This is a genomic window from Shewanella sp. UCD-KL21 (assembly GCF_001957135.1).
Classification (GTDB): domain Bacteria; phylum Pseudomonadota; class Gammaproteobacteria; order Enterobacterales; family Shewanellaceae; genus Shewanella.
In genome coordinates, this window is sequence record NZ_MPHK01000011.1 from 55,853 (window position 1) to 79,631 (window position 23,779).

Consider the following 23,779-nt stretch of genomic DNA (forward strand, 5'->3'; position numbering starts at 1 on the left):
GAGTTACGAGTGCTCCTGCTGGATAAATCTCAACATCTGATGAAAACTTAAACTAAAGTTTTGCTATTTAATCACTGGATACTTGCTCATTTTTGCGCTTATTTCAAGCTATGGTCGTGATCCAGTGATATTTTACCGTCAATATTACCCCTGCTGGCTATTTGTATAAAGAGGGGGTTTCTTTGGTTGGCCGGGTTTTAAAGCGGCGATGTAGCCACATATATTGATTACGATTACGATCAATTAATTGTTCAATGATCTTATTACCACGAATCGCATCTTCGAGCTCATTTTCACCGGGGAAGTTATCAAGCGGCGCTAAAATTTCCATATTGTAGCCCGTGTCATCATCATTACGTTCGACAAAAAAGGGTAAGACTTTGGCGCGGCCTAACTTCGCCAAGGTGGTCGCGCCAGTAATGGTTGCTGCATCGGGTACGGCATATAGCGGGATAAATACCGCACTTGAGCGGCCAAAGTCTTGGTCGGCGGTATACCAGATCACATCTGGGTTTCTTAGACTTTTTACCATCTTACGTAAATCACGTTTTGGCACTAAACCTTTATTCGAGCGCAGGCGGCCTTTGACTTGTAAGTATTCCATCACAGGATTGTTGTGAGGGCGGTAAACGCCGATCCCCGGTTGGAATTGGCCAAACATTCTCGCGCCCATTTCTAACGGTAAACAATGCACAGCAAACAGTATGACGCCTTGACCGTTATCTAAGGTGTTTCGCACATGCTCATCGCCTTTAATGGTCATATGCTGCTGCACTTTTTCATCAGACCACCACCAAGCGTTGATGGTATCGAATAGGGCTTTTCCGGTTTCTTCGAAGTTTCTCTTAAGCAGTGCCTCGCGTTCTGCGGCTGGCATATCAGGAAAACACAGCTGAAAATTGCGCTCTGCAGTATGTCTGCGACTCGCAGCAAGTTTTAAAACCAAACGGCCTAAACCCTTGCCAAGTGTCATTTGCCAGCGAAGCGGTAATAGCTGAGTCAGCTTCATAAGAGCAACGCCAAACCATAATGGCCAATGCTTTGGGTGCAATAAATGCGAGGAAAATTGTGCTTTATCTACCACGAGGAACTCATCCAAAAATCAAAATTAGTTGCTATTCTAACTTAATTTTAGAGCAAAATTAGGTACAATCACGGTTTAATATCAGCAAAAGAATAAGTTTACTATGAAGGTATCTCTTCCTGCATTCGAAAAAGCCCGTGTTTTAGTGGTCGGCGATGTCATGCTTGACCGTAATTGGGTTGGTCCTACTGGTCGAATCTCACCAGAAGCGCCAGTACCTGTAGTTAACATCAATCAAATTGAAGATAGACCCGGCGGCGCTGCTAACGTGGCATTAAATATTGCAGCTCTTGGCGGTCAAGTTGAGCTTGCTGGTATTGTCGGTAATGACGAAAATGCTAAAGCGTTAACCCTTGGTGTTCAAGCCCAAGGGGTTGAACCTCGCTGGTTAACCGTTGCTGATAAACCCACGATTACCAAATTAAGAGTGTTTTCTCGCAATCAACAACTTATCCGCTTAGATTTTGAAGAGAAATACCCTAAAGCTGACAGCGAAAGTTTATTAAATAGCAGTGAAGCGCTGTTAGATAACGTCGATGTATTAGTGTTATCTGACTATGCCAAAGGTGCGATTGACTCGCCAATCGACTTTATTGCTAAAGCCCGCGCTAAAGGCGTAAAGGTGCTGGTAGACCCTAAAGGCAGTGATTTTTCACGCTATCGCGGCGCGACGTTAATCACCCCTAATATGAGCGAGTTTGAAGCGGTTGTGGGCCCAGTAACCAGTGAAGCTGATTTAATCGCAAAAGCCAAAAAGCTGATTAAAGATAACGATTTCACTGCCATTTTGGTGACCCGCTCTGAAAAAGGCATGACGCTGATTAGCCATGATGATGCTGAGCTACATATCCCAACAGTTGCCCGTGAAGTCTATGACGTGACAGGGGCTGGCGATACGGTTATTTCAGCATTAGCAAGTTCGCTGGCGGCGGGTAGCTCGTTAGCACAGGCTTGTTCTATCGCTAATATTGCTGCAGGTGTGGTGGTGGCTAAGTTAGGCACCGCAACTGTCACCCGAATTGAGCTCATTGAAGCCTTAGCTTTAAATCAAGGCGAGTCAGGCTTTGGCGTAGTGACTGAAGATCAGTTAGCTTATGCCATTGAGCAAGCGCGTCTTCGCGGCGAAAAGGTAGTCATGACCAATGGCTGTTTTGATATTTTACATGCGGGCCACGTAAGCTACCTTCAGCAAGCAAAAGAATTGGGCCATCGTTTAATTGTTGCCGTTAATGATGATGCATCGGTGAAGCGTTTAAAGGGTGATGGTCGCCCAGTGAATCAAATTGATCGCCGTATGGCTGTTTTAGCGGGCTTAGCGTCAGTTGATTGGGTTATTCCTTTCAGTGAAGATACTCCGCAGCGCGTCATTAGCCGCTTATTACCAGATTTGTTGGTCAAAGGTGGAGACTATAAAGTCGAACAAGTGGCCGGAGGTAAGGAAGTGATAGCTGCTGGTGGTAGTGTCGAAATTCTTGGGTTTGAAGACGGCGTCTCTACTACGGCAATTATTGAAAATATCATGGCTAACAAGTAGTGAATAGGCGGGCACTGTACTTAATGGCCAGTGCCGTTTTAAAGAGTGCTGTTTTAAAGAGCGCCGTTTTAAAAAATGCCATTATAAAGAGTGCCGTTTTAATCAGTACCCTAGTGCTCAGCCAGCCATTGCTGGCTGATACTCACTTGCCTTTTCAGATAAAAACCGCACTCGCCCCCACCATCTCCCCCTATAATTCAAGTTCATTTAGTTGGATCCCTATTAGTAACAAGCAGGCAATTGTGTGCGATGAAAGTCGTTACCTCAGTTGCTTGAACGCCTTACCTATTGAGGTCGTGAGCCAATTACCGAAAGACGCGCAAATCAGCTCTCATTTAGGGGGTAAAACCGCAATGGTGTTAGCGGTTAATCACCATGATATCGCCGGCATTATTATCGTCAGCGCTAAGCAGCCTCTTACCCAAACGATAACCGCAATCAATGGGCAGACCTATCAGTTAGCGCTGTTAGAACAAGTTAAATTAACCCTATGGCATGAGGTCGGGCATTTAGAAAATATTGCCTTAATCGGCGATATACTTCCTAGTAAGCTGTCTGCCTATCAACATGAATGGTTGGCGGACATGTATTTAGTGTGGCGTATTGCACAAACCCGCCCCGATTTGAATTTAGCTTGGCAGCAGTTTCATCGCCGTAATATGGATTTGATTAACAATCGACATAATATCAGCCATTGGAGTTCACCGCAGTTATACTGGTTATTGAGCCAATATCAACTTAAAGACATACAAGGATTTGACCGCTACAGCGAGTTTATTACCACAATATATCCGCAATTAGCGCTATTTGATGATACTGAAATTGCTGAAATCTCTAGCCTAGTGCAACGCACATTTGGCCGAGGTGCAACACTGGCGTTACCCAAATATATATTTTGGCGGCAACAACGACTTATTGAGGTTATTTCCCCGACATTAGTCATGTTAATGGGCGAGAATAAGGCCCATAAGTGGTTGGTTGAGCAATTCTCTGAGGCGGCGCAATTAGTCAATAAAGAGGCTGAGGACAATAAGTTATAACTCTGATGAGTACTGTAACCTCGCGCTTCAATGTTATAAAAAAAGCGACTAATTAAGTCGCTTTTAAATGTGCTTATGATCTGTTTTTTTATGGTGGTTTTTAAATTAAAAGTGCCACTGCAGATAAACCGAGTTGTAATTACTGCCACCTTTGACGCGGCCAAAAGCCGAGCTAGTTTCAAAAATCCCCGATCTGTGATGGATACTATAACCCAGCCATGCGTTTTTCATTGGGGCGTGGTTGAACACATCTCCCAAGTTAACATCAAATGAAAAGTCTAAGTAATTAAGTAGTTTTGAGGGGCGATAATCTTTTTCGTCAAGTTCGCTGGCTTCAATGTAGGTGACATCAGAGACATAAGATAACCCTTCAGCAACCCCGATACGAAAACGCCAGCCTAAATCTATGGTGTAAAAGGCTTTAACTGCAAGTACACCTTCAGCTAAGTTGTCTTGCACCTCTGAGTCATGATGCCACACAGCGCCAGTGGTTAAGTACAAATCAATAGGTAAGGTAAATAAACTATCACTTAATGGGATGCCATAAAAAACCGAGGTCATTTGATTGTTGTAACGATCGCCTTTGGCATTGCCAGTTAAAATATCATTCAAATTTGAAGGCGTTGCCCAGCCATGGGCCACTCTTAAAAATTCGCCGCTTTCTTTAGGCACTGGATTGGTATTGGGCTTTTTACTGTCGGGGAAAAAGCCAAAGCCCAAGAAGGACTCGAATTGATATTGATTTTCAATGGTGGGTAAATGATAAATATCATCTTCAAGGCGGGTTACCCCAAAGTTACCCAATAGGTATAAATTACTGGCAAGGTGATAGCGAGCATTAACTCCTGCTGAAAAAGCCAATCCAGCACCGGGGTCGGCTAGCTCTAAGCCATAGTAATACTCATTAAAATCATTGCTCTTCCATTGAAACTCGGCATAAGGATTTAATTGCCAATCACCACTATGCCAGTGGTATTGTGTACGAGTATAACCATACAAGCGCTTGTTACCATCACTCATAATTGCGGCGTCAGCTTCTAGGCCATCTTTTTGAAAGCGGTATTGAAAACCAAAATCAAAGGCGTCTGATTGGGTTTGATTTTGATATTCTTTAGGGATGTCAACGAACCGAAAACGACTGTATATATTGACTTGATGCTCTGCATTTTTCCATAAATGAACCCCGCCTTCTAAGCCATTTAGGTAAAAGTAGTCATTTTCAAATTCAATTAATGGCATGACGTCATAGACATCATCATCGTCAGTGGCATAAGGAATATCAGCTTTACGCACGCCAATGCCAACTCCCCAAGTTGATGGGAAATATTCAACCTCTGGTGCAGTGTGAGTATCTGCTTTGCTTGGTGGATTAGCACTTTGGTGTTGGTCATTGTTAGCTATGACCGAAAAACTACATGTGCTGAAACAAATAAACGCGGTAAATAAAGAGCTTGTTTTAGGCATAGAGGGGCTTACCGTTCATCATTATTAGAATAATTGTTCATACCTAGCTGAATAAGAGGTTATAAAAAACTAAGTAAGCGCTAAGGTTTATTTCAGGATTATAGCATGTAGATATTGTCGAAAATGAACAACGTCGCTGTTGTAGCCATTTTTTAACTTGAGCTGCAGCTGAACTTTGGTAGTCAACATTCATCTCGAAACATCAACAACTCCTAGCCAGTGTGCTGAACTTTTGGTGCTAACGTTGGCTGGGAAAATGAATAGTTATGTTTACCCGATTGTTTTATGCCATACATGGCATTATCAGCTTGCTCACAAACTTGGGTGAATGAGTCTGTCTGATCAAAGCTGCTAATACCAATGCTTAACCCTAGTGATACTGATTTATCTTCTATTGTGTGTAATCGGGTAAAGTGCTTGATTAATCGTTGCGCCAGCAGGCTGATAGTTGCAAAATCATCAATTGCGGTAATAATCACAAATTCATCACCACCGAGCCGAGCGATGCTGACGTTATTATTTGAGATTAAGGTTTGGCAATAATGATTAAGAGTATTACTGATTTCGACTAGGACTAAATCACCAAAATGATGTCCATATTTGTCGTTAACGCCTTTAAAATTATCAACATCGATAAATAATAAACTACCTGAGTTAAAGCCTTTCTGTTGCTGCATCTGCAGGTAAGCTTTTTCAATAGCTGCGCGGTTTAGTAAGTCAGTAAGAGGGTCTTGGTGGGCAAGGCGGGCTAAGTCGAGTTCGTAGCGTTTTTCTTGGGTAATATCGATATGGGTGCCCATGATCCTTAAGGGTTGTCCATCTGAGGTGTATTCCACGATACGGCCCCTGTCTGAAACCCAGCTGGTGGTGCCATTTTTATGGATCATTCGATGAACGGCGCGATAAACCTCTTCTTTACCTGTGAGGTGATCTTCAAAAGCTTTAATGACCCAGTCTTTATCTTCAGGATGTAAATGGCTTTTCCAGCTAGAAATATTGGCCGCGCGCTCTTCAAGGGTATAGCCCAGTAACGCGCCCCATTCTTGATTAAAAATGGTCAGATCGCCAGAGGGAATATGTTGCTCCCACAGACATAAGCCTGTGCCATCGAGTGTTGCTGACAGCTTCTCTTCACACAGCTTTAGTTTCTGCTTAAGTGAATCATTCTCTTGGGTGAGTTGATTTAACTGAGCTGTGAGCTGTTGAATTTGTGAAGCCAATGGGTCCATCTGAGAAAATCATCCTTGTGTTAAAACGAACTAAAGCTTGAAAACCAATCCGTGTATCCTTTGTACATTTTACTCATAAATTCGTCAATAATGACAATGCATGATTATTGATAGCTTATTCTGCCAGTGATAGTTTATTCTGCCAGTGATAGTAATGAAACGCTTTTTAATAAAAAGGCCGCTAAGCGGCCTTTTTAGAGTGTTTATCTAACATGTTCAAAATTAATCAGCTTCTTTTAAGCTCTGGGTGAGCTCAACAATGCCTTTTTTACCATCACCGAATAACATCAGCGCATTATCCATGGCAAATAATGGGTTAGGCAACCCTGCAAACCCTGGGCTTAATGAACGCTTAATTACCACCACGGTGCGGGCTTTATCGACGTTTAGAATTGGCATGCCATAGATGGGGCTACCTTTATCTTCACGTGCCATTGGGTTGGTAACATCATTGGCACCAATAACAATCGCCACATCCGTTTGCGCAAATTGTGGATTAATCTCATCCATTTCAACTAACTGTTCATAAGGCACTTCAGCCTCTGCAAGTAGCACGTTCATATGACCAGGCATACGGCCAGCAACAGGGTGAATAGCGTACTTCACATCTACTCCACGCTCTTGTAAAACGTTAGCAAGCTCTCGAACTGCATGCTGTGCTTGCGCCATGGCTAAACCGTAACCTGGGACAATAACCACACGTTCAGCGGTTTCTAGCATCATGGCAATTTCATCTGGCGAAGTTGATTTCACTTTACCGGCGTAAATTTCATCAGCATCGACTTTCTCGCCGCCTTCAGCCATCACACCGAATAAGACATTAAATAATGAACGGTTCATCGCTTTACACATGATTTGGGTGAGGATAATCCCTGATGCACCAACCAGTGAACCAGAGATAATCAATACCGTATTACCGGTAATGAAACCAGTTGTTGCAGCGGCGATACCAGAATAGGAGTTCAATAGTGCAATAACAACCGGCATATCTGCGCCGCCAATTGGTACCACTAATAACACACCCAATACCACAGCCACAGCCACTAAAGCATACATTAAGCTGACGTTAGCAGGGTTAATGACTAGCGCAATGGCTAAGCCAAACGCAGTGATAAGCAGCAGCGCGTTAAGGATTTTATTACCAGGAACTTTGATTGGATTACCTGAAATAAGCTCTTGCAGCTTAGCAAAAGCCACAAATGAACCTGAAAGGGTAACAGCACCAATAATAATCGTCGCGCCGATAGAAATTAACGCGACCATGCTAGTGGCTGCAGTAGGGTCAAGGAAACTTGCCGCTGCAATCGCGAGTGAGGCGCCACCACCAAAACCGTTTAGTAGGGCAACCATTTGTGGCATGTCGGTGACTTTAATTTTAGTCGCCATCACCGCGCCAATAGTGCCACCTAATAGCACGCCGGCAATGATCCACTCATAGCTAAGAATGCTTTGGTCAAATAGGGTTACCACCACAGCAATAAACATACCCATGGCTGATAATTGGTTGCCACGAACCGCAGTTTTAGGTTTTGTCAGTCCTTTAATACCAAGAATAAACAGGACTGCGGCAACAAGGTAAGCCAAATAAATAATTGTTGTCATTGAGTCTATTTCCTCTTGAACATAGCGAGCATACGGTTGGTGACCATGTAACCACCGACCACATTGATGGTAGCCAGCACTACGGCGATAAAGCCAAGTACATTCACCATAATGCCACCGCCAGAACCTGCTGACAGTAGGGCGCCCACCAGTGAAATACCTGAAATAGCATTCGAACCAGACATTAATGGCGTGTGCAGTGTCGGTGGTACTTTCGTGATCAGCTCAACACCTAAAAATACTGCGACGACAAAAAGCGTCAGTAATAATAGTAAGGTCATATCCATTATGCTTTTTCCTCTACACTGGTGTCAGCTTCAGGCGTTGCTAAAGGCGCAAGACCCAATAAATCTCTTAGGCGAGCACTGGTGACTTCTTTGCCATGGGCAACAACAGTGTCTCTAACAATTTCGTCTTCAAAATCAAGAACCAGTTCACCTTCTTTACTGACGATTAAGTTCAGTAAGTTCTCGACATTTTTACCATACATTTGGCTGGCATGATTCGCAGCAGTGCTAGGTACGTTAGATGGCCCTAAGATCATCACGCCATTATGCATCACAACTTCATCAACGCGGGTTAATTCACAGTTGCCACCTGATTCTGCGGCTAAATCAACAATGATGGTGCCATTTTTCATGCCATCAAGCATTTCTTTGGTGATAAGCACCGGCGCTTTACGGCCAGGAATGGCTGCTGTGGTAATCACAATATCTTGTTGTGCTAACACATTCGCCATCGCTTGTTGTTGACGCTTTAAAAAGTCATCACTTTGCTCGGTAGCATAGCCACCTTTGGTTTCGGTGTTTTCTGCTTCGATATCAAGCTCAACTGGTTTTGCGCCAACAGAAATAATCTGCTCGCGCGCTGCAGGGCGAATATCATAGGCTTCGACAACTGCACCGAGACGCTTAGCGGTTGCACAGGCCTGAAGACCTGCAACACCCACACCCATGATAAAGGCGCGAGTGGGTTTTAATGTCCCAGCCGCTGTCATCATCATTGGAAATAAACGCGGCGCTTTATGAGCGGCGAGTAACACAGCTTTATAGCCTGAAATCGTTGCCATTGATGACAAGATATCCATGCTTTGAGCGCGAGTAATACGCGGAATTAATTCTAAGGCAATCGCGCTGCCACCCGTGTCTGCAATAGCTTGTGCATTCTGAGGATTAATCAGTGGGTCCATCATGCCAATAACCAATTGATGAGGCTTGATTACAGCTTTAATTTCATCAAATTGATCACCCTTACAGTTAACCACGGTCAGGATATCGGCATCTGCGAGTAATGCTTCTCTTGAAGAAGCAATCGTGGCTCCAACCTTGACATAATCGTCGTCGGTAAAGCCTGCGTTTTGTCCAGCGCCTGATTCTACGATCACTTGTAGCTGTTTTTTCAATAATGCGGTCACATTGGCAGGGATTAACGCAACACGTAACTCACCTGGGTGACTCTCTTTCGGTAGACCTAATTTCAAAAGGACAACCTCTTAGTTATTTTGATAGGGAAGGGTCGGGTCGTTTGAGTACTTATTACATAACTGTTTTAAATACTCATTTTTTAAAGTGCCTTTTATGAAGCACAATTTTTTTAAGTGCCTCATTCTGGCAATTATTAGGTTTGAAACAAGTAATTAATGCGCTAAATCACATTTTTACCGAGGTCTGACCTAAAAGTTTGCACTAGACCACACTTTTGTAGCTTAAAAATGCAGCTTTGCATATTCCTTAATGGAATAAAGAATCAACTTTTAGTCTTTTTTGGTTTTAAAGAATCGGAGTAATCTGATGATATTAAACTGTTATAGGGCTCTCCAATGTTGTTAAAAGAACTTTCTTCATTCGCATCGCCATTGTCTCAAGGACAAGTCGACAAGCTAAAACAGCTCACTTCTGAATTATCTGCGGTGCAATTAGCTTGGGTAAGTGGCTATTTGGCAGCATCTTCAAACCAAGGGCTGGTATCGGCAGAACCTGAGGCCAGTGCTGCGCAAACCGTGACCATTTTATTTGGTAGTCAAACCGGTAACGGTCAAGGTATCGCTAAAGAGTTAGCTGCTAAGGCATCCGCTAAAGGTTTTGCGGTTAATTTAAGCTCAATGGCTGATTACAATGTGCGTCAGCTAAAGCAAGAAACCATTTTGATTGCGGTGGTCAGTACCCATGGCGAGGGTGAAGCGCCAGATGATGCTATTGAATTACATAAGTTCCTTGCTTCAAAAAGAGTGCCTAAGTTAGATCAACTTAACTTTTCAATTTTGGCCTTAGGTGATTCAAGCTATGAGTTTTATTGCCAAACAGGCAAAGACTTTAGCGAACGCTTATCTGCTTTAGGGGCAAAAGAATTATTGCCTCTTGTTGAGTGTGATGTTGATTACGAAGAAGCTTCAGAGCAATGGCTTGAGTCGGTAATAACAGCGGTTGAGCCATTAGTTGAAACTAGCAGTGCTAGTGTGGTGTCAATTGATACAGCCAAGTCTGCGGGTGAAAGCGAATTTACCAAGCAAAATTCTTATGAAGCAGAAGTGTTATTAAGTCAAAAGCTCACCGGTCGTGATTCAGATCGTGATGTTCGCCATGTAGAAATCGATTTAGGCGAATCAGGTATTAATTATCAAGTGGGTGATGCCTTAGGTATTTGGTTTACCAATAACGAGGCTTTAGTCACTGAAGTGATAAGCGGTCTAGCATTAGACGGCGCAGCTGAAGTTGTTGTGAGTAAAAATACCTTATCACTACAACAGGCACTAACAGATAAAAAAGAGCTAACCCAACTTTACCCAGGTCTTGTGACGGCATGGGCAGAGCTTGCGGGGAATGCAGAGCTTAGCGCGATTGCTGCAGATAAAGAGCAAACTCGCCAGTTTGTATTAGGTCATCAATTAGCGGACTTAATCAGTTTGTATCCAGTAAAAATCGATGCTGCAACCTTAGTGAGTTTATTACGCCCATTAACACCGCGTTTGTATTCCATTGCTTCTAGCCAAGCAGAAGTTGAAAACGAAGTGCATTTAACCGTGGCACTGGTTGAAGATGAACGTGCAGGTCAAGCGCGTTTTGGCGGCGCTTCGCACTTCTTAGCTTCAGCCGAAGAAGGTCAGCAAGTTAAGGTGTACGTTGAACCCAATAAGCATTTCCGTTTGCCAGAAAATAGCGATACTCCAGTGATCATGGTTGGCCCAGGCACGGGTGTAGCGCCATTTAGAGCCTTTATGCAACAACGCGCTGCCGACGGCGTTAACAGCGATAGCTGGTTATTTTTCGGTAATCCGCATTTCGAGCAAGACTTCTTATACCAAGTTGAGTGGCAACAGTACCTAAAAGCGGGCGATTTATCGCACTTAGATGTGGCTTTCTCACGTGATCAACAACATAAAATTTATGTGCAGCATCGTATTGCTGAGCAAGGTGAAGCGATTTGGGCATGGCTACAAAATGGCGCGCATTTCTATATCTGTGGCGATGCAGAGCGTATGGCAAAAGATGTCCATCAAGCCTTATTAGATGTAGCGGTTAAGTATGGCGGTTTAGATGCACAAGGCGCTGAGGAGTACCTTGAAGAGCTGCGCAGTGCGAAACGTTATCAAAAAGACGTTTACTAAATACAGACTGAATGAGTTCGAAATAAGCATAACGAAAATAATATTCACGCTGGTGATGTGATATCCCCAGCGTCATAAAAGCATTGATAGAGGCCACAGGATGAGTGAGCAAAAGTTAGCAGTAAATGAATATTTAAAAACCGACAGTGATTACCTGCGCGGCACCATTAAAGAAGGCTTAGATACCCAAGTTACCGGTTCGTTTAGCGATGGTGATCAGCAGTTGATCAAATTCCACGGCTTTTATCAACAAGACGATCGTGATTTGCGTATCGAGCGCAAAGAGCAAAAACTTGAGCCGCTATACAGCTTCATGTTGCGTGCCCGTGTGCCTGGTGGCATTTGTAGTCCTGAGCAATGGTTAGATGTGGATAAAATCTCATCAACGCTAACCACATCAAACAGTATTCGTTTGACCACCCGTCAAACCTTTCAATACCACGGTATTCCAAAGCGTAATTTAAAAACGCTGATCCAAGGCCTTGATCGAGCGGCGTTAGATTCTATTGCGGCCTGTGGAGACGTTAACCGCAACGTAATGTGTAACCCAAACCCAATCGAGTCGAAGTTACATCAACAGGCTTACGCGGTGGCCAAAGAGTTATCAGATCATTTGCTGCCTCATACCCATGCCTATGCTGAAATTTGGTTAGATAAAGAAAAGCTGCTTGATACCGAAACTAACGAGCCTGTGTACGGTAAAACCTACTTGCCACGTAAGTTTAAAATGGCCGTAGCTGTGCCACCTGACAATGATGTGGATGTATACACCAATGATTTAGGCTTTATTGCAGTGGCAGAGGCCGGTGAATTAGTTGGCTTCAACTTAGTTGCTGGTGGCGGTATGGGCTCAACCCATGGTGAGGTGGAGACTTTCCCGCGTCTAGCGGATGATTTTGGCTTTATTAAAACTGACGATGTGATTAAATTCGCTGAAGCGGTCATGACAGTACAGCGTGACTGGGGTAACCGCGTTAATCGTAAGCGTTCACGCTTAAAGTACACCATTGTTGATCATGGGGTTGCAGAGTTTAAAGCGGAAGTTGAAAAGCGTGCCGGGGTGAGTTTTGAGCCTAAACGTGAGGTGGTAATTGGCGATCGTGGCGACCGTTATGGCTGGGTAAAAGGCTTAGATAACAACTGGCATCTAACCTTATTTATTGAAAGTGGCCGCATTAAAGATGAACCCGGTCAAACGCTGCAAACAGGTTTAAGAGAAATCGCTAAAATCCATAAAGGTGATTTTAGAATGACCTCTAATCAGAACATGATTATTGCTGGGGTTGCTGAGCAAGATAAAGCGGCAATAGAAGATTTAGCCCGCAAACATGGATTTTTTGGCAAGGTTATCAGTCAAACCCGTGGTCATTCAATTGCCTGCGTGGCGCTGCCTACCTGTCCATTAGCCATGGCCGAAGCAGAAAGATATTTCCCCGAGTTTATTGACCATATTGATGCGCTGCAAGCTAAGCACGGTATTAGTGAGCAAGCTATTGTGGTGAGAATGACAGGTTGCCCTAATGGCTGTGCGAGACCGTTTGCGGCCGAAATTGGCTTAGTAGGTAAAGCGCCAGGCCGTTATAACTTGTATTTAGGTGCAAGCTTTGAAGGCACACGACTTAATAAGATGTACAAAGAGAATATTCAAGAAGCTGAAATTTTAGCTGAGTTAGACAGAATATTCGGATTGTATGTACTAGAACGTGATGCGGGTGAAACCTTCGGTAACTTTACAGTTCGTTTTGGCATTATCAAAGCAGTGAACGATGCAGCTGTAGATTTTCATGGCTAATGCGTTAGCTACAGAGGTTAACACGATGATTAATCACAATGAGTTGCAAGCACTATTAACTGCTCCGAAGTCAGAGCAAAAAATAGTGCTAGAAAAAGTGAATCGCTTTTTAGCCGATTTAACCGCGCAAGAGCGAGTCACTTGGGGATTAGCTTTTTTGCCTGGCGAACATGCTTTATCGTCAAGTTTTGGTATTCAAGCTGCCGTTATGTTGCATATGGTAAGCCAAGCGCAGACAGATATTCCGGTCATTTTAACTGACACCGGATACTTGTTTGCAGAAACCTATCAATTTATTGATGAGCTAACCCAAAGACTGGATTTAAACCTACAGGTATTTCGCGCACAGCAGTCATCAGCATGGCAAGAGGCGCGTTACGGTAAGCTTTGGGAACAAGATCTTGAAGGGTTAGAAAAGTATAATCGCATTAATAAAGTGGAACCTATGCAACGTGCTTTGGCTGAGCTGAATGTCGGCACTTGGTTTGCCGGGCTGCGTCGCTCACAAGCCAGTAGCCGTGAAGCACTGCCGATTCTTGCAATACATGGTGATAAATATAAGTTGCTGCCCATTATTGAATGGAGCAACAAAGATGTGCATGAGTATTTAACTGAACATGAACTCCCTTACCACCCGCTGTGGGAAAAGGGATATGTTTCAGTTGGTGACACTCATTCAAGTAAGCCGCTTGAATTAGGGATGAGCGAAGAAGAAACCCGATTCAATGGTTTGAAGCGTGAATGTGGATTACATTACGAAATTTAGCCAATTGCAGGTTAGTCATTTGGTTATAAAAATATCAGTCCAATGAGGCTGATATTTTTTTGAGTTTAATATTTTTTGGGACTCAATAAAAGAGTCAATAGGGATGTTGAACGCAACATATGGGTCGCTAAGGTTAATATTTACTGCTAATGCGAGCGCTTATTATTAATCGCTAGCATTGCTTTCGACCAAAGTATTAAAACCAATGACTGATATTTACCTCTGTTGCTTTATATCGTGATATTTAGCCAAAAACAATTAGGCATTTGTTAATTCTATAGTCTAGATTAAGAAGTTCCCGTAGATGGTTTTGTCGACACTTTAGGCATGTTTTTGCACGCCACGTACCTCCAAAGCCTCGCTCGTAAAACGAGTGTGTAGTGATTGGCTTGCTAGCGTAAGCATAATCTTTTGGTTGTCTCGGTTGGTCTTAATTGTGGCCAACCGAGCAACCTTCCCCTGTAATACATCATCTGCTTTTATATCCTCATAACCGTTTTTTTAATACAGCCCTTGATGATTAATATTTGTTTAGTTCCAGTGCTTTGTCATTCATCGATATGATTTGAAGATAAAAAGTGTGCTAAATTATTGCCATGCTTAACCTATTTGAGTTATTGGCATTAACTAAGCATTTACTCTCAAGGAAGAGTGACTTGTTATTACTTACATGTGAATTATGGAGCACAAAATAATGAAAAAACTGGCTATCGCTGTTGCAATTGCCGCTGCTGGTGCAGGCGCATACATGCTATCGAATAACGATGGTGCAACCACTACAGATAACGACATGCTAGCGTATATTCCCGCTGATACTTTATTTTTTTCAGGGCAACTTACCCCGTTTCCTTTAGAAGACTATTTGTATTCAATGCCTATGGGGCAAAATAGTATTGCCCAGCTAGAGCAGATTGAGCAAGCCGGTCCATATTCAAGTGCCCAAGAGGGATTTTTTGTCAGTTTATATAAAAGCTATTTAACTAGCCTTGAAAACCCTGAACTGTTTTTAGCAACCTTTGGTTTACCAGCTAAGATTGAGTCATATACCTACACTCTAGGGGCATTGCCAGTCTTTAAAGTGCAAGTCACTGATGAACAAGCTATTTGGAAAGTATTGGATAAAGCGTCTGAAGAAAGCGGTTTAGCCCATAAAACTGAAACCATTGAAGGCTTAGAATACCGCGCTTATTCACTGGTTGATGACGATGAATCGATTGATTTAGTTGTTGCCCAGCAAGATGGCTGGTTAACAGTAACCTTAAATACCTCATTCAATAAGCCAGAATTATTAGCAACAGCGCTGGGGTTAACTAAAGTTGATAATCCAATTAGTGACAGTGGCATTATTGAAGATATTATTAAGACTCATGGTTTTTTGAACGACAGTATAAGCTTTATAAACCATGTGGAATTAGTGAAAGGATTAACCTCATCTAATGGCAATATGCTGGCTAAACAGTTAACTAAGTTGGGCGAGTTAGATGGCACTGGCAGTGATCCTTTTGCAGAGTTTAAAACGGCTGAGTGTCAAACAGAGCTTGATGCTATCGCTGCAAATTGGCCGCGCACGGTTATGGGCTTAAAAGCATTTAATGTCAGCCGTAAAGAAGCCCAGTTTGATGCTGAAATGGTAGTTGAGTCTAACAACCAAGTGATTTTAGGTGCATTTAATAAAATGCGCGGTTTTATTCCTAGTTTCACTAATAGCCTAACTGACAATGCTATGTCGATAGCACTGGGGCTTGATGCGGCGCAATTAGCACCTGCATTAACTGAAATTTGGCAAGATTTACAAACGCCGAGCTATCAGTGTGAAGCACTAGCGCAAATTCAATATGAAATTAGCGGTCAAAATCCGGCAATGCTAGGGATGATGACGGGCATGGCCAATGGGGTTAAAGGCATGAGTGCAACGATTGTTGATTTCTCTTTAACTGACGAAAATGGTGAGCCAGGCTTTAAGCACCTAGATGCACTGATTAGCTTATCGGCTGAAAACCCAGAAATGCTATTAAACATGATTAAGCCATTTGTGCCTCAGTTAGCCCAAGTTCAACTGGAGACCAATGGTGATCCTGTTGATGTGTCTTCATTGCTAATGCTGCCACCTTCAATGGGGGTAAGCGCTCAAATGGCCATTAAAGATCAGCACATTGTGATTTATAGTGGTGATAAAGGTGAGGATTTAGCTAATAAGCTGGCTAAAGAACCGCTGGTCGCTAATGGCTTAGCGAATATGTCGATTGATTATCAAAAAGTGCTGACGCCGGTATTCTCACTTATTGAAGAAAACGGTGAGCAAGTGCCTGAAGAGCTAGAAATGCTCAAAGATTACGATATGCGAATGCAGGTAAACTTTGATATTACCGATAAAGGCATTGTTATCTCAACACGTGGAGATAGCAAAGCTTACTAAGTTGCTAACAAGCTAGTCGGGTATTGAAAAAAAAAGGTGAACTGTATATAACTGCAGCTTCACCTTTTTTATTGTTGTTTTTATTGTTTTTTTTATTATTTATAATGGCTTGTTTTTACAGAATATCACCAATTGAAACCCCGATCCCAATACGCTGATTATGATGATTATAATCAATCATACTTTCACCATAGCCATTAAAGTACTGAGTATATAAGCGTAAATTGCCTAATATCGGATAGTTCCAAGTAAACTCTATTGAGCCTTTATTTGGGTTTTGTAAATTATTACGACCCATTAAGGTAAACATATGCTCATCAAGGCCATAGACGGCTGTTAACTCAAAGTTGCCCATATAGTCTTCAATATCAGGATTATCATCGCCTTCAGGTGAGTTTGGGGTTACTTTTTCATCTTCAGGAATACGCCACCACGCTTTAATGCCTTATGCAAAAGGGCCTCTATCAAATACCATGGTGCCGTAGATCCGATTCCAACTGCGTGAAAGTGAACCTGACTTGCCGTTAGATTGATGCACAGCCCCCACACCCCAAAACGAATTTGTTAACCCAGCCACTTGCCAATCATTATTAAACAGCATGAACATTTCCGGTTCATGGTTAGTTTCTCTAAAAGGTGAGGAAATCTCTTTATTGTAGACTTGCCAGTAAGATTGATTGGTATAAGCAAAATAGAGGTGTCCATTGTCGCCAAAAACGTTATACCACAGCGGAAATTTAAAACTTATCTGAAATTTTGCTTCAGCGTTATCAATGACTTCTTCAGTATTTTCATCTTTAGAAAGCGTTATATAAGGGTCAACATTTGGGTTGTCGTTATAAGTGTATGGCAATATATAATTGACTTTATGGGGGGTGATGACAAAGCGCTCTTCTGAGGTTTTAAGCTCATTTTTTACCCTTTTGTCAACGAGCGAGTCCTCGGCTAAAGCAAGTGGACTTAGCGTTATGCACATGGCTGCGCTAAACCATAATCTGATCCATGTTGGTATCATTAAAAGCTCCCTTTATTATATTTTTCTAGACTAACACTATGGTTACAAATGAAAAGCGCTGATCATTTTTAGCTTGAGCTTTACAGCAGTCGCTTGATCTTTATTTTTCGAAGGCTATTTGATGACATTTAATAGGCTTCATATAACCAAATGGAATAAAAGCTAAGTAATATCTATTATATATGGAATATATAAAGGGCTATATTTGATGCTAAGTAAACACTGTGGGGTTTTGGGAAATGGAATTGGTTTCAATACCGGGTCAAGAGGCCAAAGGTAAAGTATGGATAGTCGGTGCAGGGCCTGGGGATGTTGAGCTTCTCACTCTCAAAGCTTATCGCGTGTTAAAGCAAGCTGATGCCGTCCTGTACGATGCCCTTGTTAGCCAAGACATCTTAGATTTAATCCCACAAAGTGCAGAAAAAATTGCTGTTGGTAAACGTGCTGGCAAGCATAGCGCCGGCCAAGATGAAATTAATCAGTTACTGGTGACTAAAGCTTATACCCGCAAAAACGTCGTCCGCCTTAAAGGTGGTGACCCGTTTATATTTGGCCGTGGTGGCGAAGAGCTGCAAACCTTAGCCGAAACAGGGGTTGCTTTTGAGGTTGTCCCAGGTATTACTGCTGCCAGTGGCACCGCTGCTTATGCTGGCATTCCATTAACCCACCGAGATTTTTCTCAAGGGGTCACGTTTATTACGGGTCATTGCCAATTACAAAGTCGGCCGATGGACTGGCAAGGTTATGCAAATCCCAATAATACCCTAGTGGTTTATATGGGCATTTTGAACGCAGAGATTATCCGTGATGGACTTATGAGTAGTGGCCGTGATGGTGATACGCCTGTGGCTATTGTTTCTAAGGCGACGACCTCATCACAACAACGTTTTATCGGTAAGTTAAGTGAGTTATCGCAGCTGGCTGCAGATCCTGCTTTGCAAATGCCGGCATTGATGATTATCGGTGAGGTGGTGTCATTAGCTGACAGCCTCAACTGGTTTAATCCTGAAGAGTACTCAGCTGCACAAATTCAGTCTCAAGTGAGTGTGTAACGGATTTTATCTTAAGCTATATTTACCGATACTTTTTGATCGCATGAACTTAAGTGGTCAAGACGACAGTCTTGGCCATTTTTAATGTTGAGCTATTCAGGCCTGCTATTAATATTTTCCCTTCATACTTGCCCTCATATTTACATTTTTATCGCTTCAAGCTAATTCTTATCTCAGTGCTCAGCTTACAAATTTTGATTTTTGTAATTCTCATACAGCTTTTATTGAGATTAGTGTGAACTGTGTCTATGTTAAACTGTGATACATGGGTTAGTTACGCATTAGGTAGCGTTTTTGATACTGATTTTTGTGCTTTACTTCCTGTTTTGAAATTGAATATCGGTCTCAGTTCAAACTTTTGGCCGAATTTAGTCGTTGTTAGTATATTTGTTTCACAATTTATTCAAAAGGTGTGACCTCAATAGCGGATTTAGGTCACAAATCTATTTATTATGTGGTATCTGAATTTTAAAGGTTACAAGTAATGGCTGGATCCTCAAATCAGGTTATAACAATTAAACGGGGCCTCGATGTGCCTATAGCGGGTGAGCCGCAACAAATAATCGACGTCACAGCAAAGCCAACCAGAGTTGCCATATTAGGCGAAGAGTATGTTGGTTTAAAGCCGACTATGTTGGTTGAAGAAGGCGATATCGTTAAAAAAGGCCAAGCGCTTTTTCAAGATAAAAAGATTGCCGGAGTGACCTTTACTGCACCAGCGAGTGGCGAAGTTATTGCCATTAATCGCGGTGAAAAACGGGTGCTATTATCGGTAGTTATCCGTTGTAAAGGCGATGATGCAATAAGTTTTGCAACCAGTGATGATGTCTTGGCATTATCCCGCGAAGCGGTGCAAACCAATCTGGTTAACAGTGGTTTATGGACCGCGTTAAGAACCCGTCCTTTCTCAAAAATTCCTGCGTTAGATACTAGGCCATCGGCAATCTTTGTTACCGCCATGGACAGTAATCCGTTAGCTGCAGATCCGCGAGTTATTATCGCTGAGCAGCCACAAGCATTTACAGTGGGGATGCAGGCATTAACCCGTTTAACCGATGGCAAAGTGATGCTGTGTCATGATCAAGGTGAGGCGTTACCTGGCCATGATTTAGCTCAAGTTGAGTCATATCAATTTGGCGGTGTTCATCCAGCTGGGCTGGTAGGTACTCATATTCACCTGCTGCATCCAGTGAGTGTTGAGCGGGTAGTTTGGCATATTGGCTATCAAGATGTGATTGCCTTTGGCAAGCTGTTTCAAACCGGTGAGCTATTTAGTGAACGAGTGGTGTCATTTGCAGGGCCCAATGTGTTAAAGCCAAGGTTACTGCGCACCCAATTAGGGGCCGACTTGGGTGAGCTAGTTGAAAATGAAATTGAAGATATTCACTCTCGGGTAGTATCGGGCTCAGTGCTTTGTGGCCATACCGCAGTTGGGGTTTATAACTACTTAGGTCGTTATCATAATCAAGTTTGTGTACTGACAGAAAACGCCCGTCACGAGTTATTACCTTGGGTGCGCCGCAATAAAGAAAAGTTCTCACTCACTGGCATCATGATGTCAGGCTTTAGCCGTACCAAAAAACTGTTTGATTTTACCACCCATGCTGGTGGCTCTCCTCGTGCGATGATGGCCTTTGGCCAGCTTGCTCGGGTGATGCCTTTGGATATTTTACCGACCTTGTTGGTGAGAGATCTGGTGGTGCGAGATACCGATGAAGCGCAGCTATTAGGCGCTTTAGAATTAGACGAAGAAGATCTAGCACTTTGTACCTTTGTTTGTCCCGGAAAGTATGACTTTGGTAAAGAGTTACGTGCTTGCCTAGATATCATCGAGAGGGAAGGTTAATGAGTCAGCAACAAAAGAAACCGGGTCATCAGGATCGTTATTACGCTCATGGCGACTCGATGAAAAGTTACTTGCGGTCATTATGGATAGCCCGTGGTCGTAGTACCAAAGGTAAAGTCCATGTCCGTGATGCGATTGATGTAAAACGTACCATGCATATTGTGGGTATGTGCTTATTACCCGCCATCTTTTTTGGGATGTATAACTTAGGCTTGCAAGCCCAAATTGCCATCATGGCTGGGGCAACTCAACCTGAGAGCTGGCAGTCAGGCTTGTTTTCAATGTTATTTGGCCAATTAACTGAGCAATCAAGTTTTGTCAGCTTAATGGCTTATGGCGCCAGTTATTATGTGCCAATCTACCTGATGACCTTGTTTGTCTGTTTAGTTTGGGAAGTGGTTTTTGCCAAAGTGCGGCGCCAAGAGTTACATGAAGGCTTCTTCATTACCGCATTGCTGTTTTCTATCATAGTGCCAGTATCGACACCCTTATGGATTATTGCTGTAGGCGTGAGTTTTGGGGTTATTGTTGCCAAAGAAATGTTTGGCGGCATGGGTTATAACTTTTTAAACCCAGCGTTAGCGGGTTACGCCTTTATCTATTTTGCCTATCCGACCGAAGTAGCGGCTCTTAGCCAGTTTGTGGCTGCTGATGGTTTCTCAGGTGCTACCATCTTAACCCAAGCCGCTGCCAGTCGCGCGAATATGTTTGCCGATGTCAGCTGGATTAGCGCCTTATCAGATCCAGCTTGGATGGATGCATTTTTAGGCTTCACTCCAGGCTCTATTGGTGAAACCAGCACATTAGCTATTTTGATTGGTGGCGGCGTTATGTTGCTCACCAGAGTGGCAGATTGGCGAGTGGTTGCCGGTGTCATGCTTGGTATGGTGGCTACCGCTATCTTGTTTAATCTGGTTGGTCTGGAAAAAAGCTCTATGGCTGCTATGCCGTGGACATGGCATTTAGTCACCGGTGGTTTTGCTCTGGGGATGATGTTTATGGCAACCGATCCGGTAACCGCCTCTTATACCCGCAATGCTAAGTATGCCTACGGTGCATTAATTGGTTTTATGACCATACTCATTCGAGTGCTGAATGTGAAGTTACCCGAAGGGATCATGTTGGCGATTTTATTCGCTAATTTATGGGCGCCATTATTCGATTATCTGGTGGCTCGCGCCAACATTAAACGGAGACTAAAACGTCATGGCCTATAAGAAAGATAGCATAGCAGGCACGATGATTTTTATCATCAGCCTCAGTTTAGTCTGTTCGTTTATGATCACCGGTACCGCTGAAATTCTCAAAGAACGTAAGCTGGTTAAAAAGCGTGATGAAGTGCAGCAGTTTGTATTACGGGCCGCTAATATTGATATCAGCGGCGGCGACTTTAGGGAATTATTTGAACAAAGAGTAAGCCCTAAAATGGTAAATCTAGACTCGGGTGAGTTTGTTGAACATGCCAATCTACTTGATTTTGATGAGCGTATGGCAGCGATAAACCCTGATACATCATCAAAACCTAAAAAAGATACCGCCAAAATTAAAAGCCGTGCAGATAATATCCGCGTATTTGAAGTCTTTGATACTAATGGCAAATTATCCAGCGTGGTGATGCCCATTTATGGTAAAGGGCTGTGGTCGATGATTTATGGTTATTTGGCCGTTAAGCCAGATTTAAATACCGTTGAGAATATTATTTTCTACGAACATGGCGAAACCCCAGGTATTGCTGATTTTGTAACAGATCCCCAGTGGACTGACTTATGGAAAGGCAAACAGCTATTTGATGATAAAGGCAAAATTTCAATCAAGGTTATCAAAGGCGGCGCTAAAGCAGGTGATATTCACGGTGTTGATGGCGTTAGTGGCGCAACCCGAACGGGTATGGGCATTCAACGTGCGGTTGAATTTTGGTTTGGTGTAGAAGGTTATCAAACCTTTCTTAACCAGTTTGCCACTACGGAGGCGAAATAATGAGTACGACTATCTCAACTAAACAAATTCTGACCTCACCGATTTTTGCCAATAACCCAGTGGCGATGCAAGTGCTAGGGGTCTGTTCTGCATTGGCTGTCAGTAATTCAATGCAAACCGCATTGGTGATGACACTGGCGGTGACCTTTGTTTTAGTGTGTTCCAATGTGATCATTTCGAGCATTCGTAATTTTATCCCTAGCAGCGTGCGTATTATTGCGCAAATGACGGTCATTGCCTCCTTGGTAATTATCGTTGATATGGTGTTGCAGGATGTGGCTTATGAGCTTTCAAAGCAGTTATCTGTATTTGTCAGTTTGATTATTACCAACTGTATCATCATGGGTCGCGCAGAAGCATTTGCGATGAAATACCCGCCGCATTTGGCATTTGTTGATGCGTTAGGTAATGCCATGGGCTACGGGGTGATTTTATTAAGTGTCGCCTTTGTGCGTGAGCTACTAGGACGCGGAACCTTATTTGGCAAAGAGATATTTACGACTATCGAAAACGGTGGTTGGTATCTTGCCAATGAAATGTTCACCTTGCCACCAAGCGCATTCTTTTTGATCGGCGTGATGATTTGGGCGATCAATGTTGTGCAGCGTAAGAGAGGATAATGGCAATGGAACACTATATTAATTTATTTATTCAAGCGGCCTTTATCGACAATATGGCACTGTCTTTTTTCTTAGGCATGTGTACCTTCCTTGCGGTATCTAAAAAGGTCTCAACCTCCTTTGGGCTAGGTATTGCGGTGATTGTGGTGATGGTATTAGCTGTACCGGTAAACCAGCTGATTTACGTGAATATCCTTGCGCCTGGTGCACTGGCATGGGCGGGCTTCCCTGAGCTTAACTTAAGCTACTTACAGTTAATTACCTTTATTGGGGTGATTGCCGCATTAGTGCAGATTTTGGAGATGTTTTTAGAAAGATACATTCCAACTTTGTATCAATCTTTAGGTATTTTCTTACCGCTATTAACGGTGAACTGCGCCATTTTTGCTGGAGTTATTTTCATGGCTAACCGTGACTATAACTTAGGCGAATCTGTGGTGTTTGCAGCAGGTAGTGCAGTGGGCTGGGCGATGGCCATTGTCTTACTCGCAGGGCTGCGTGAACGGATGAAATTTCATGCTATCCCACTAGGGCTGCAAGGAATTGGCATTACCTTTATTACTACAGGTTTAATGGCATTAGGTTTTATGTCATTTGCTGGCATCACTTTGTAAGGCGTGAAAATGCAAACAAATTTGAATTCGCTTATAGATGACTCACTCATGCTTGAATCACGGGTTTTAGTAAAACTGAGCCATGAGACTGCTTGTTATCAGCAACTGTTGAGAAGGTGCATTT

The 23,779-nt window shown here is 43.0% G+C and carries 18 protein-coding genes and 1 pseudogene; 12 read left to right on the forward strand and 7 right to left on the reverse strand.

Annotated elements, in window-relative coordinates:
• Nucleotides 1-157: 157 nt before the first annotated feature.
• Complete coding sequence (locus tag BM739_RS11485) at nucleotides 158-1,084, reverse strand: LpxL/LpxP family Kdo(2)-lipid IV(A) lauroyl/palmitoleoyl acyltransferase (protein WP_076540744.1); 927 nt, start codon at nucleotides 1,082-1,084, stop codon at nucleotides 158-160.
• 103 nt (nucleotides 1,085-1,187) lie between these two features.
• Here BM739_RS11485 and hldE point away from each other — a divergent pair, with 103 nt between their 5' ends.
• Nucleotides 1,188-2,618: a bifunctional D-glycero-beta-D-manno-heptose-7-phosphate kinase/D-glycero-beta-D-manno-heptose 1-phosphate adenylyltransferase HldE gene (gene hldE / locus BM739_RS11490; protein ID WP_076540746.1), complete on the forward strand. Its 1,431-nt coding sequence runs from the start codon at nucleotides 1,188-1,190 to the stop codon at nucleotides 2,616-2,618.
• A 23-nt stretch (nucleotides 2,619-2,641) separates the two neighbouring features.
• Entirely contained in the window at nucleotides 2,642-3,658 is a 1,017-nt protein-coding gene (locus tag BM739_RS11495) for a hypothetical protein (RefSeq protein ID WP_083698139.1), read from the forward strand.
• Nucleotides 3,659-3,763: 105 nt separating this feature from the next.
• On the opposite strand, the gene BM739_RS11500 is transcribed toward BM739_RS11495, so the two are convergent.
• The 5 genes from BM739_RS11500 to BM739_RS11520 all read right to left on the reverse strand — a co-directional run bounded on the left by BM739_RS11500 (nucleotide 3,764) and on the right by BM739_RS11520 (nucleotide 9,433).
• Nucleotides 3,764-5,122: a MipA/OmpV family protein gene (locus BM739_RS11500; RefSeq protein WP_076540748.1), complete on the reverse strand. Its 1,359-nt coding sequence runs from the start codon at nucleotides 5,120-5,122 to the stop codon at nucleotides 3,764-3,766.
• 212 nt (nucleotides 5,123-5,334) lie between these two features.
• Nucleotides 5,335-6,351 (reverse strand): sensor domain-containing diguanylate cyclase, encoded by a 1,017-nt coding sequence (locus tag BM739_RS11505; RefSeq protein ID WP_076540749.1) that lies wholly within the window; start codon nucleotides 6,349-6,351, stop codon nucleotides 5,335-5,337.
• Nucleotides 6,352-6,573: 222 nt separating this feature from the next.
• Entirely contained in the window at nucleotides 6,574-7,953 is a 1,380-nt protein-coding gene (locus BM739_RS11510) for an NAD(P)(+) transhydrogenase (Re/Si-specific) subunit beta (RefSeq protein ID WP_076540751.1), read from the reverse strand.
• A gap of 5 nt (nucleotides 7,954-7,958) precedes the next feature.
• A complete protein-coding gene (locus BM739_RS11515) occupies nucleotides 7,959-8,234 on the reverse strand; it encodes an NAD(P) transhydrogenase subunit alpha (protein WP_076540864.1) in 276 nt (91 codons plus the stop codon).
• A 5-nt stretch (nucleotides 8,235-8,239) separates the two neighbouring features.
• Nucleotides 8,240-9,433 carry an NAD(P) transhydrogenase subunit alpha gene (locus BM739_RS11520; protein WP_076540753.1) on the reverse strand — a complete coding sequence of 398 codons (1,194 nt, stop codon included), beginning with the start codon at nucleotides 9,431-9,433 and terminating at the stop codon, nucleotides 8,240-8,242.
• A gap of 339 nt (nucleotides 9,434-9,772) precedes the next feature.
• Here BM739_RS11520 and BM739_RS11525 point away from each other — a divergent pair, with 339 nt between their 5' ends.
• From BM739_RS11525 to BM739_RS11540, 4 genes are all read left to right on the forward strand, one after another.
• Nucleotides 9,773-11,557: an assimilatory sulfite reductase (NADPH) flavoprotein subunit gene (locus BM739_RS11525; protein ID WP_076540755.1), complete on the forward strand. Its 1,785-nt coding sequence runs from the start codon at nucleotides 9,773-9,775 to the stop codon at nucleotides 11,555-11,557.
• A 100-nt stretch (nucleotides 11,558-11,657) separates the two neighbouring features.
• Nucleotides 11,658-13,349 (forward strand): assimilatory sulfite reductase (NADPH) hemoprotein subunit, encoded by a 1,692-nt coding sequence (gene cysI / locus BM739_RS11530; RefSeq protein ID WP_076540757.1) that lies wholly within the window; start codon nucleotides 11,658-11,660, stop codon nucleotides 13,347-13,349.
• The gene (locus BM739_RS11535; protein ID WP_076540759.1) at nucleotides 13,342-14,115 is read left to right on the forward strand and encodes a phosphoadenylyl-sulfate reductase; all 774 of its coding nucleotides are present in this window, start codon (nucleotides 13,342-13,344) and stop codon (nucleotides 14,113-14,115) included. Before cysI ends, BM739_RS11535 begins: the two co-directional genes overlap by 8 nt.
• A gap of 694 nt (nucleotides 14,116-14,809) precedes the next feature.
• Complete coding sequence (locus BM739_RS11540; protein ID WP_076540761.1) at nucleotides 14,810-16,531, forward strand: hypothetical protein; 1,722 nt, start codon at nucleotides 14,810-14,812, stop codon at nucleotides 16,529-16,531.
• A 115-nt stretch (nucleotides 16,532-16,646) separates the two neighbouring features.
• Here BM739_RS11540 and BM739_RS11545 read toward each other — a convergent pair.
• Nucleotides 16,647-17,507 (reverse strand): annotated as a pseudogene (locus BM739_RS11545) (phospholipase A).
• A gap of 278 nt (nucleotides 17,508-17,785) precedes the next feature.
• On the opposite strand from BM739_RS11545, the gene cobA reads away from it, so the two are divergent.
• The 6 genes from cobA to nqrE all read left to right on the forward strand — a co-directional run bounded on the left by cobA (nucleotide 17,786) and on the right by nqrE (nucleotide 23,655).
• Complete coding sequence (gene cobA / locus BM739_RS11550) at nucleotides 17,786-18,598, forward strand: uroporphyrinogen-III C-methyltransferase (protein ID WP_076540763.1); 813 nt, start codon at nucleotides 17,786-17,788, stop codon at nucleotides 18,596-18,598.
• A gap of 484 nt (nucleotides 18,599-19,082) precedes the next feature.
• Nucleotides 19,083-20,444: a Na(+)-translocating NADH-quinone reductase subunit A gene (locus BM739_RS11555; protein WP_076540765.1), complete on the forward strand. Its 1,362-nt coding sequence runs from the start codon at nucleotides 19,083-19,085 to the stop codon at nucleotides 20,442-20,444.
• Nucleotides 20,444-21,661 carry an NADH:ubiquinone reductase (Na(+)-transporting) subunit B gene (locus tag BM739_RS11560; RefSeq protein ID WP_076540767.1) on the forward strand — a complete coding sequence of 406 codons (1,218 nt, stop codon included), beginning with the start codon at nucleotides 20,444-20,446 and terminating at the stop codon, nucleotides 21,659-21,661. Before BM739_RS11555 ends, BM739_RS11560 begins: the two co-directional genes overlap by 1 nt.
• Entirely contained in the window at nucleotides 21,651-22,421 is a 771-nt protein-coding gene (locus tag BM739_RS11565; RefSeq protein WP_076540769.1) for a Na(+)-translocating NADH-quinone reductase subunit C, read from the forward strand. Before BM739_RS11560 ends, BM739_RS11565 begins: the two co-directional genes overlap by 11 nt.
• On the forward strand, nucleotides 22,421-23,041 hold the full coding sequence (locus BM739_RS11570; RefSeq protein ID WP_076540771.1) for an NADH:ubiquinone reductase (Na(+)-transporting) subunit D: 621 nt from the start codon (nucleotides 22,421-22,423) through the stop codon (nucleotides 23,039-23,041). Before BM739_RS11565 ends, BM739_RS11570 begins: the two co-directional genes overlap by 1 nt.
• Before the next feature lie 5 nt (nucleotides 23,042-23,046).
• Entirely contained in the window at nucleotides 23,047-23,655 is a 609-nt protein-coding gene (nqrE, locus tag BM739_RS11575) for an NADH:ubiquinone reductase (Na(+)-transporting) subunit E (protein ID WP_076540866.1), read from the forward strand.
• Nucleotides 23,656-23,779 lie beyond the last annotated feature (124 nt).

Excerpts from the sequence above, each read along its gene's own strand:
- BM739_RS11565 (WP_076540769.1), top strand. The coding sequence starts at position 21,651 with ATGGCCTATAAGAAAGATAGCATAGCAGGCACGATGATTTTTATCATC.
- BM739_RS11555 (WP_076540765.1), top strand. The coding sequence starts at position 19,083 with ATGGCTGGATCCTCAAATCAGGTTATAACAATTAAACGGGGCCTCGAT.
- BM739_RS11540 (WP_076540761.1), top strand. The coding sequence starts at position 14,810 with ATGAAAAAACTGGCTATCGCTGTTGCAATTGCCGCTGCTGGTGCAGGC.
- BM739_RS11570 (WP_076540771.1), top strand. The coding sequence starts at position 22,421 with ATGAGTACGACTATCTCAACTAAACAAATTCTGACCTCACCGATTTTT.
- BM739_RS11525 (WP_076540755.1), top strand. The coding sequence starts at position 9,773 with ATGTTGTTAAAAGAACTTTCTTCATTCGCATCGCCATTGTCTCAAGGA.
- hldE (WP_076540746.1), top strand. The coding sequence starts at position 1,188 with ATGAAGGTATCTCTTCCTGCATTCGAAAAAGCCCGTGTTTTAGTGGTC.
- BM739_RS11535 (WP_076540759.1), top strand. The coding sequence starts at position 13,342 with ATGGCTAATGCGTTAGCTACAGAGGTTAACACGATGATTAATCACAAT.
- BM739_RS11500 (WP_076540748.1), bottom strand. The coding sequence starts at position 5,122 with ATGCCTAAAACAAGCTCTTTATTTACCGCGTTTATTTGTTTCAGCACA.
- nqrE (WP_076540866.1), top strand. The coding sequence starts at position 23,047 with ATGGAACACTATATTAATTTATTTATTCAAGCGGCCTTTATCGACAAT.
- BM739_RS11505 (WP_076540749.1), bottom strand. The coding sequence starts at position 6,351 with ATGGACCCATTGGCTTCACAAATTCAACAGCTCACAGCTCAGTTAAAT.
- cobA (WP_076540763.1), top strand. The coding sequence starts at position 17,786 with ATGGAATTGGTTTCAATACCGGGTCAAGAGGCCAAAGGTAAAGTATGG.
- BM739_RS11560 (WP_076540767.1), top strand. The coding sequence starts at position 20,444 with ATGAGTCAGCAACAAAAGAAACCGGGTCATCAGGATCGTTATTACGCT.
- cysI (WP_076540757.1), top strand. The coding sequence starts at position 11,658 with ATGAGTGAGCAAAAGTTAGCAGTAAATGAATATTTAAAAACCGACAGT.
- BM739_RS11495 (WP_083698139.1), top strand. The coding sequence starts at position 2,642 with ATGGCCAGTGCCGTTTTAAAGAGTGCTGTTTTAAAGAGCGCCGTTTTA.
- BM739_RS11510 (WP_076540751.1), bottom strand. The coding sequence starts at position 7,953 with ATGACAACAATTATTTATTTGGCTTACCTTGTTGCCGCAGTCCTGTTT.
- BM739_RS11515 (WP_076540864.1), bottom strand. The coding sequence starts at position 8,234 with ATGACCTTACTATTATTACTGACGCTTTTTGTCGTCGCAGTATTTTTA.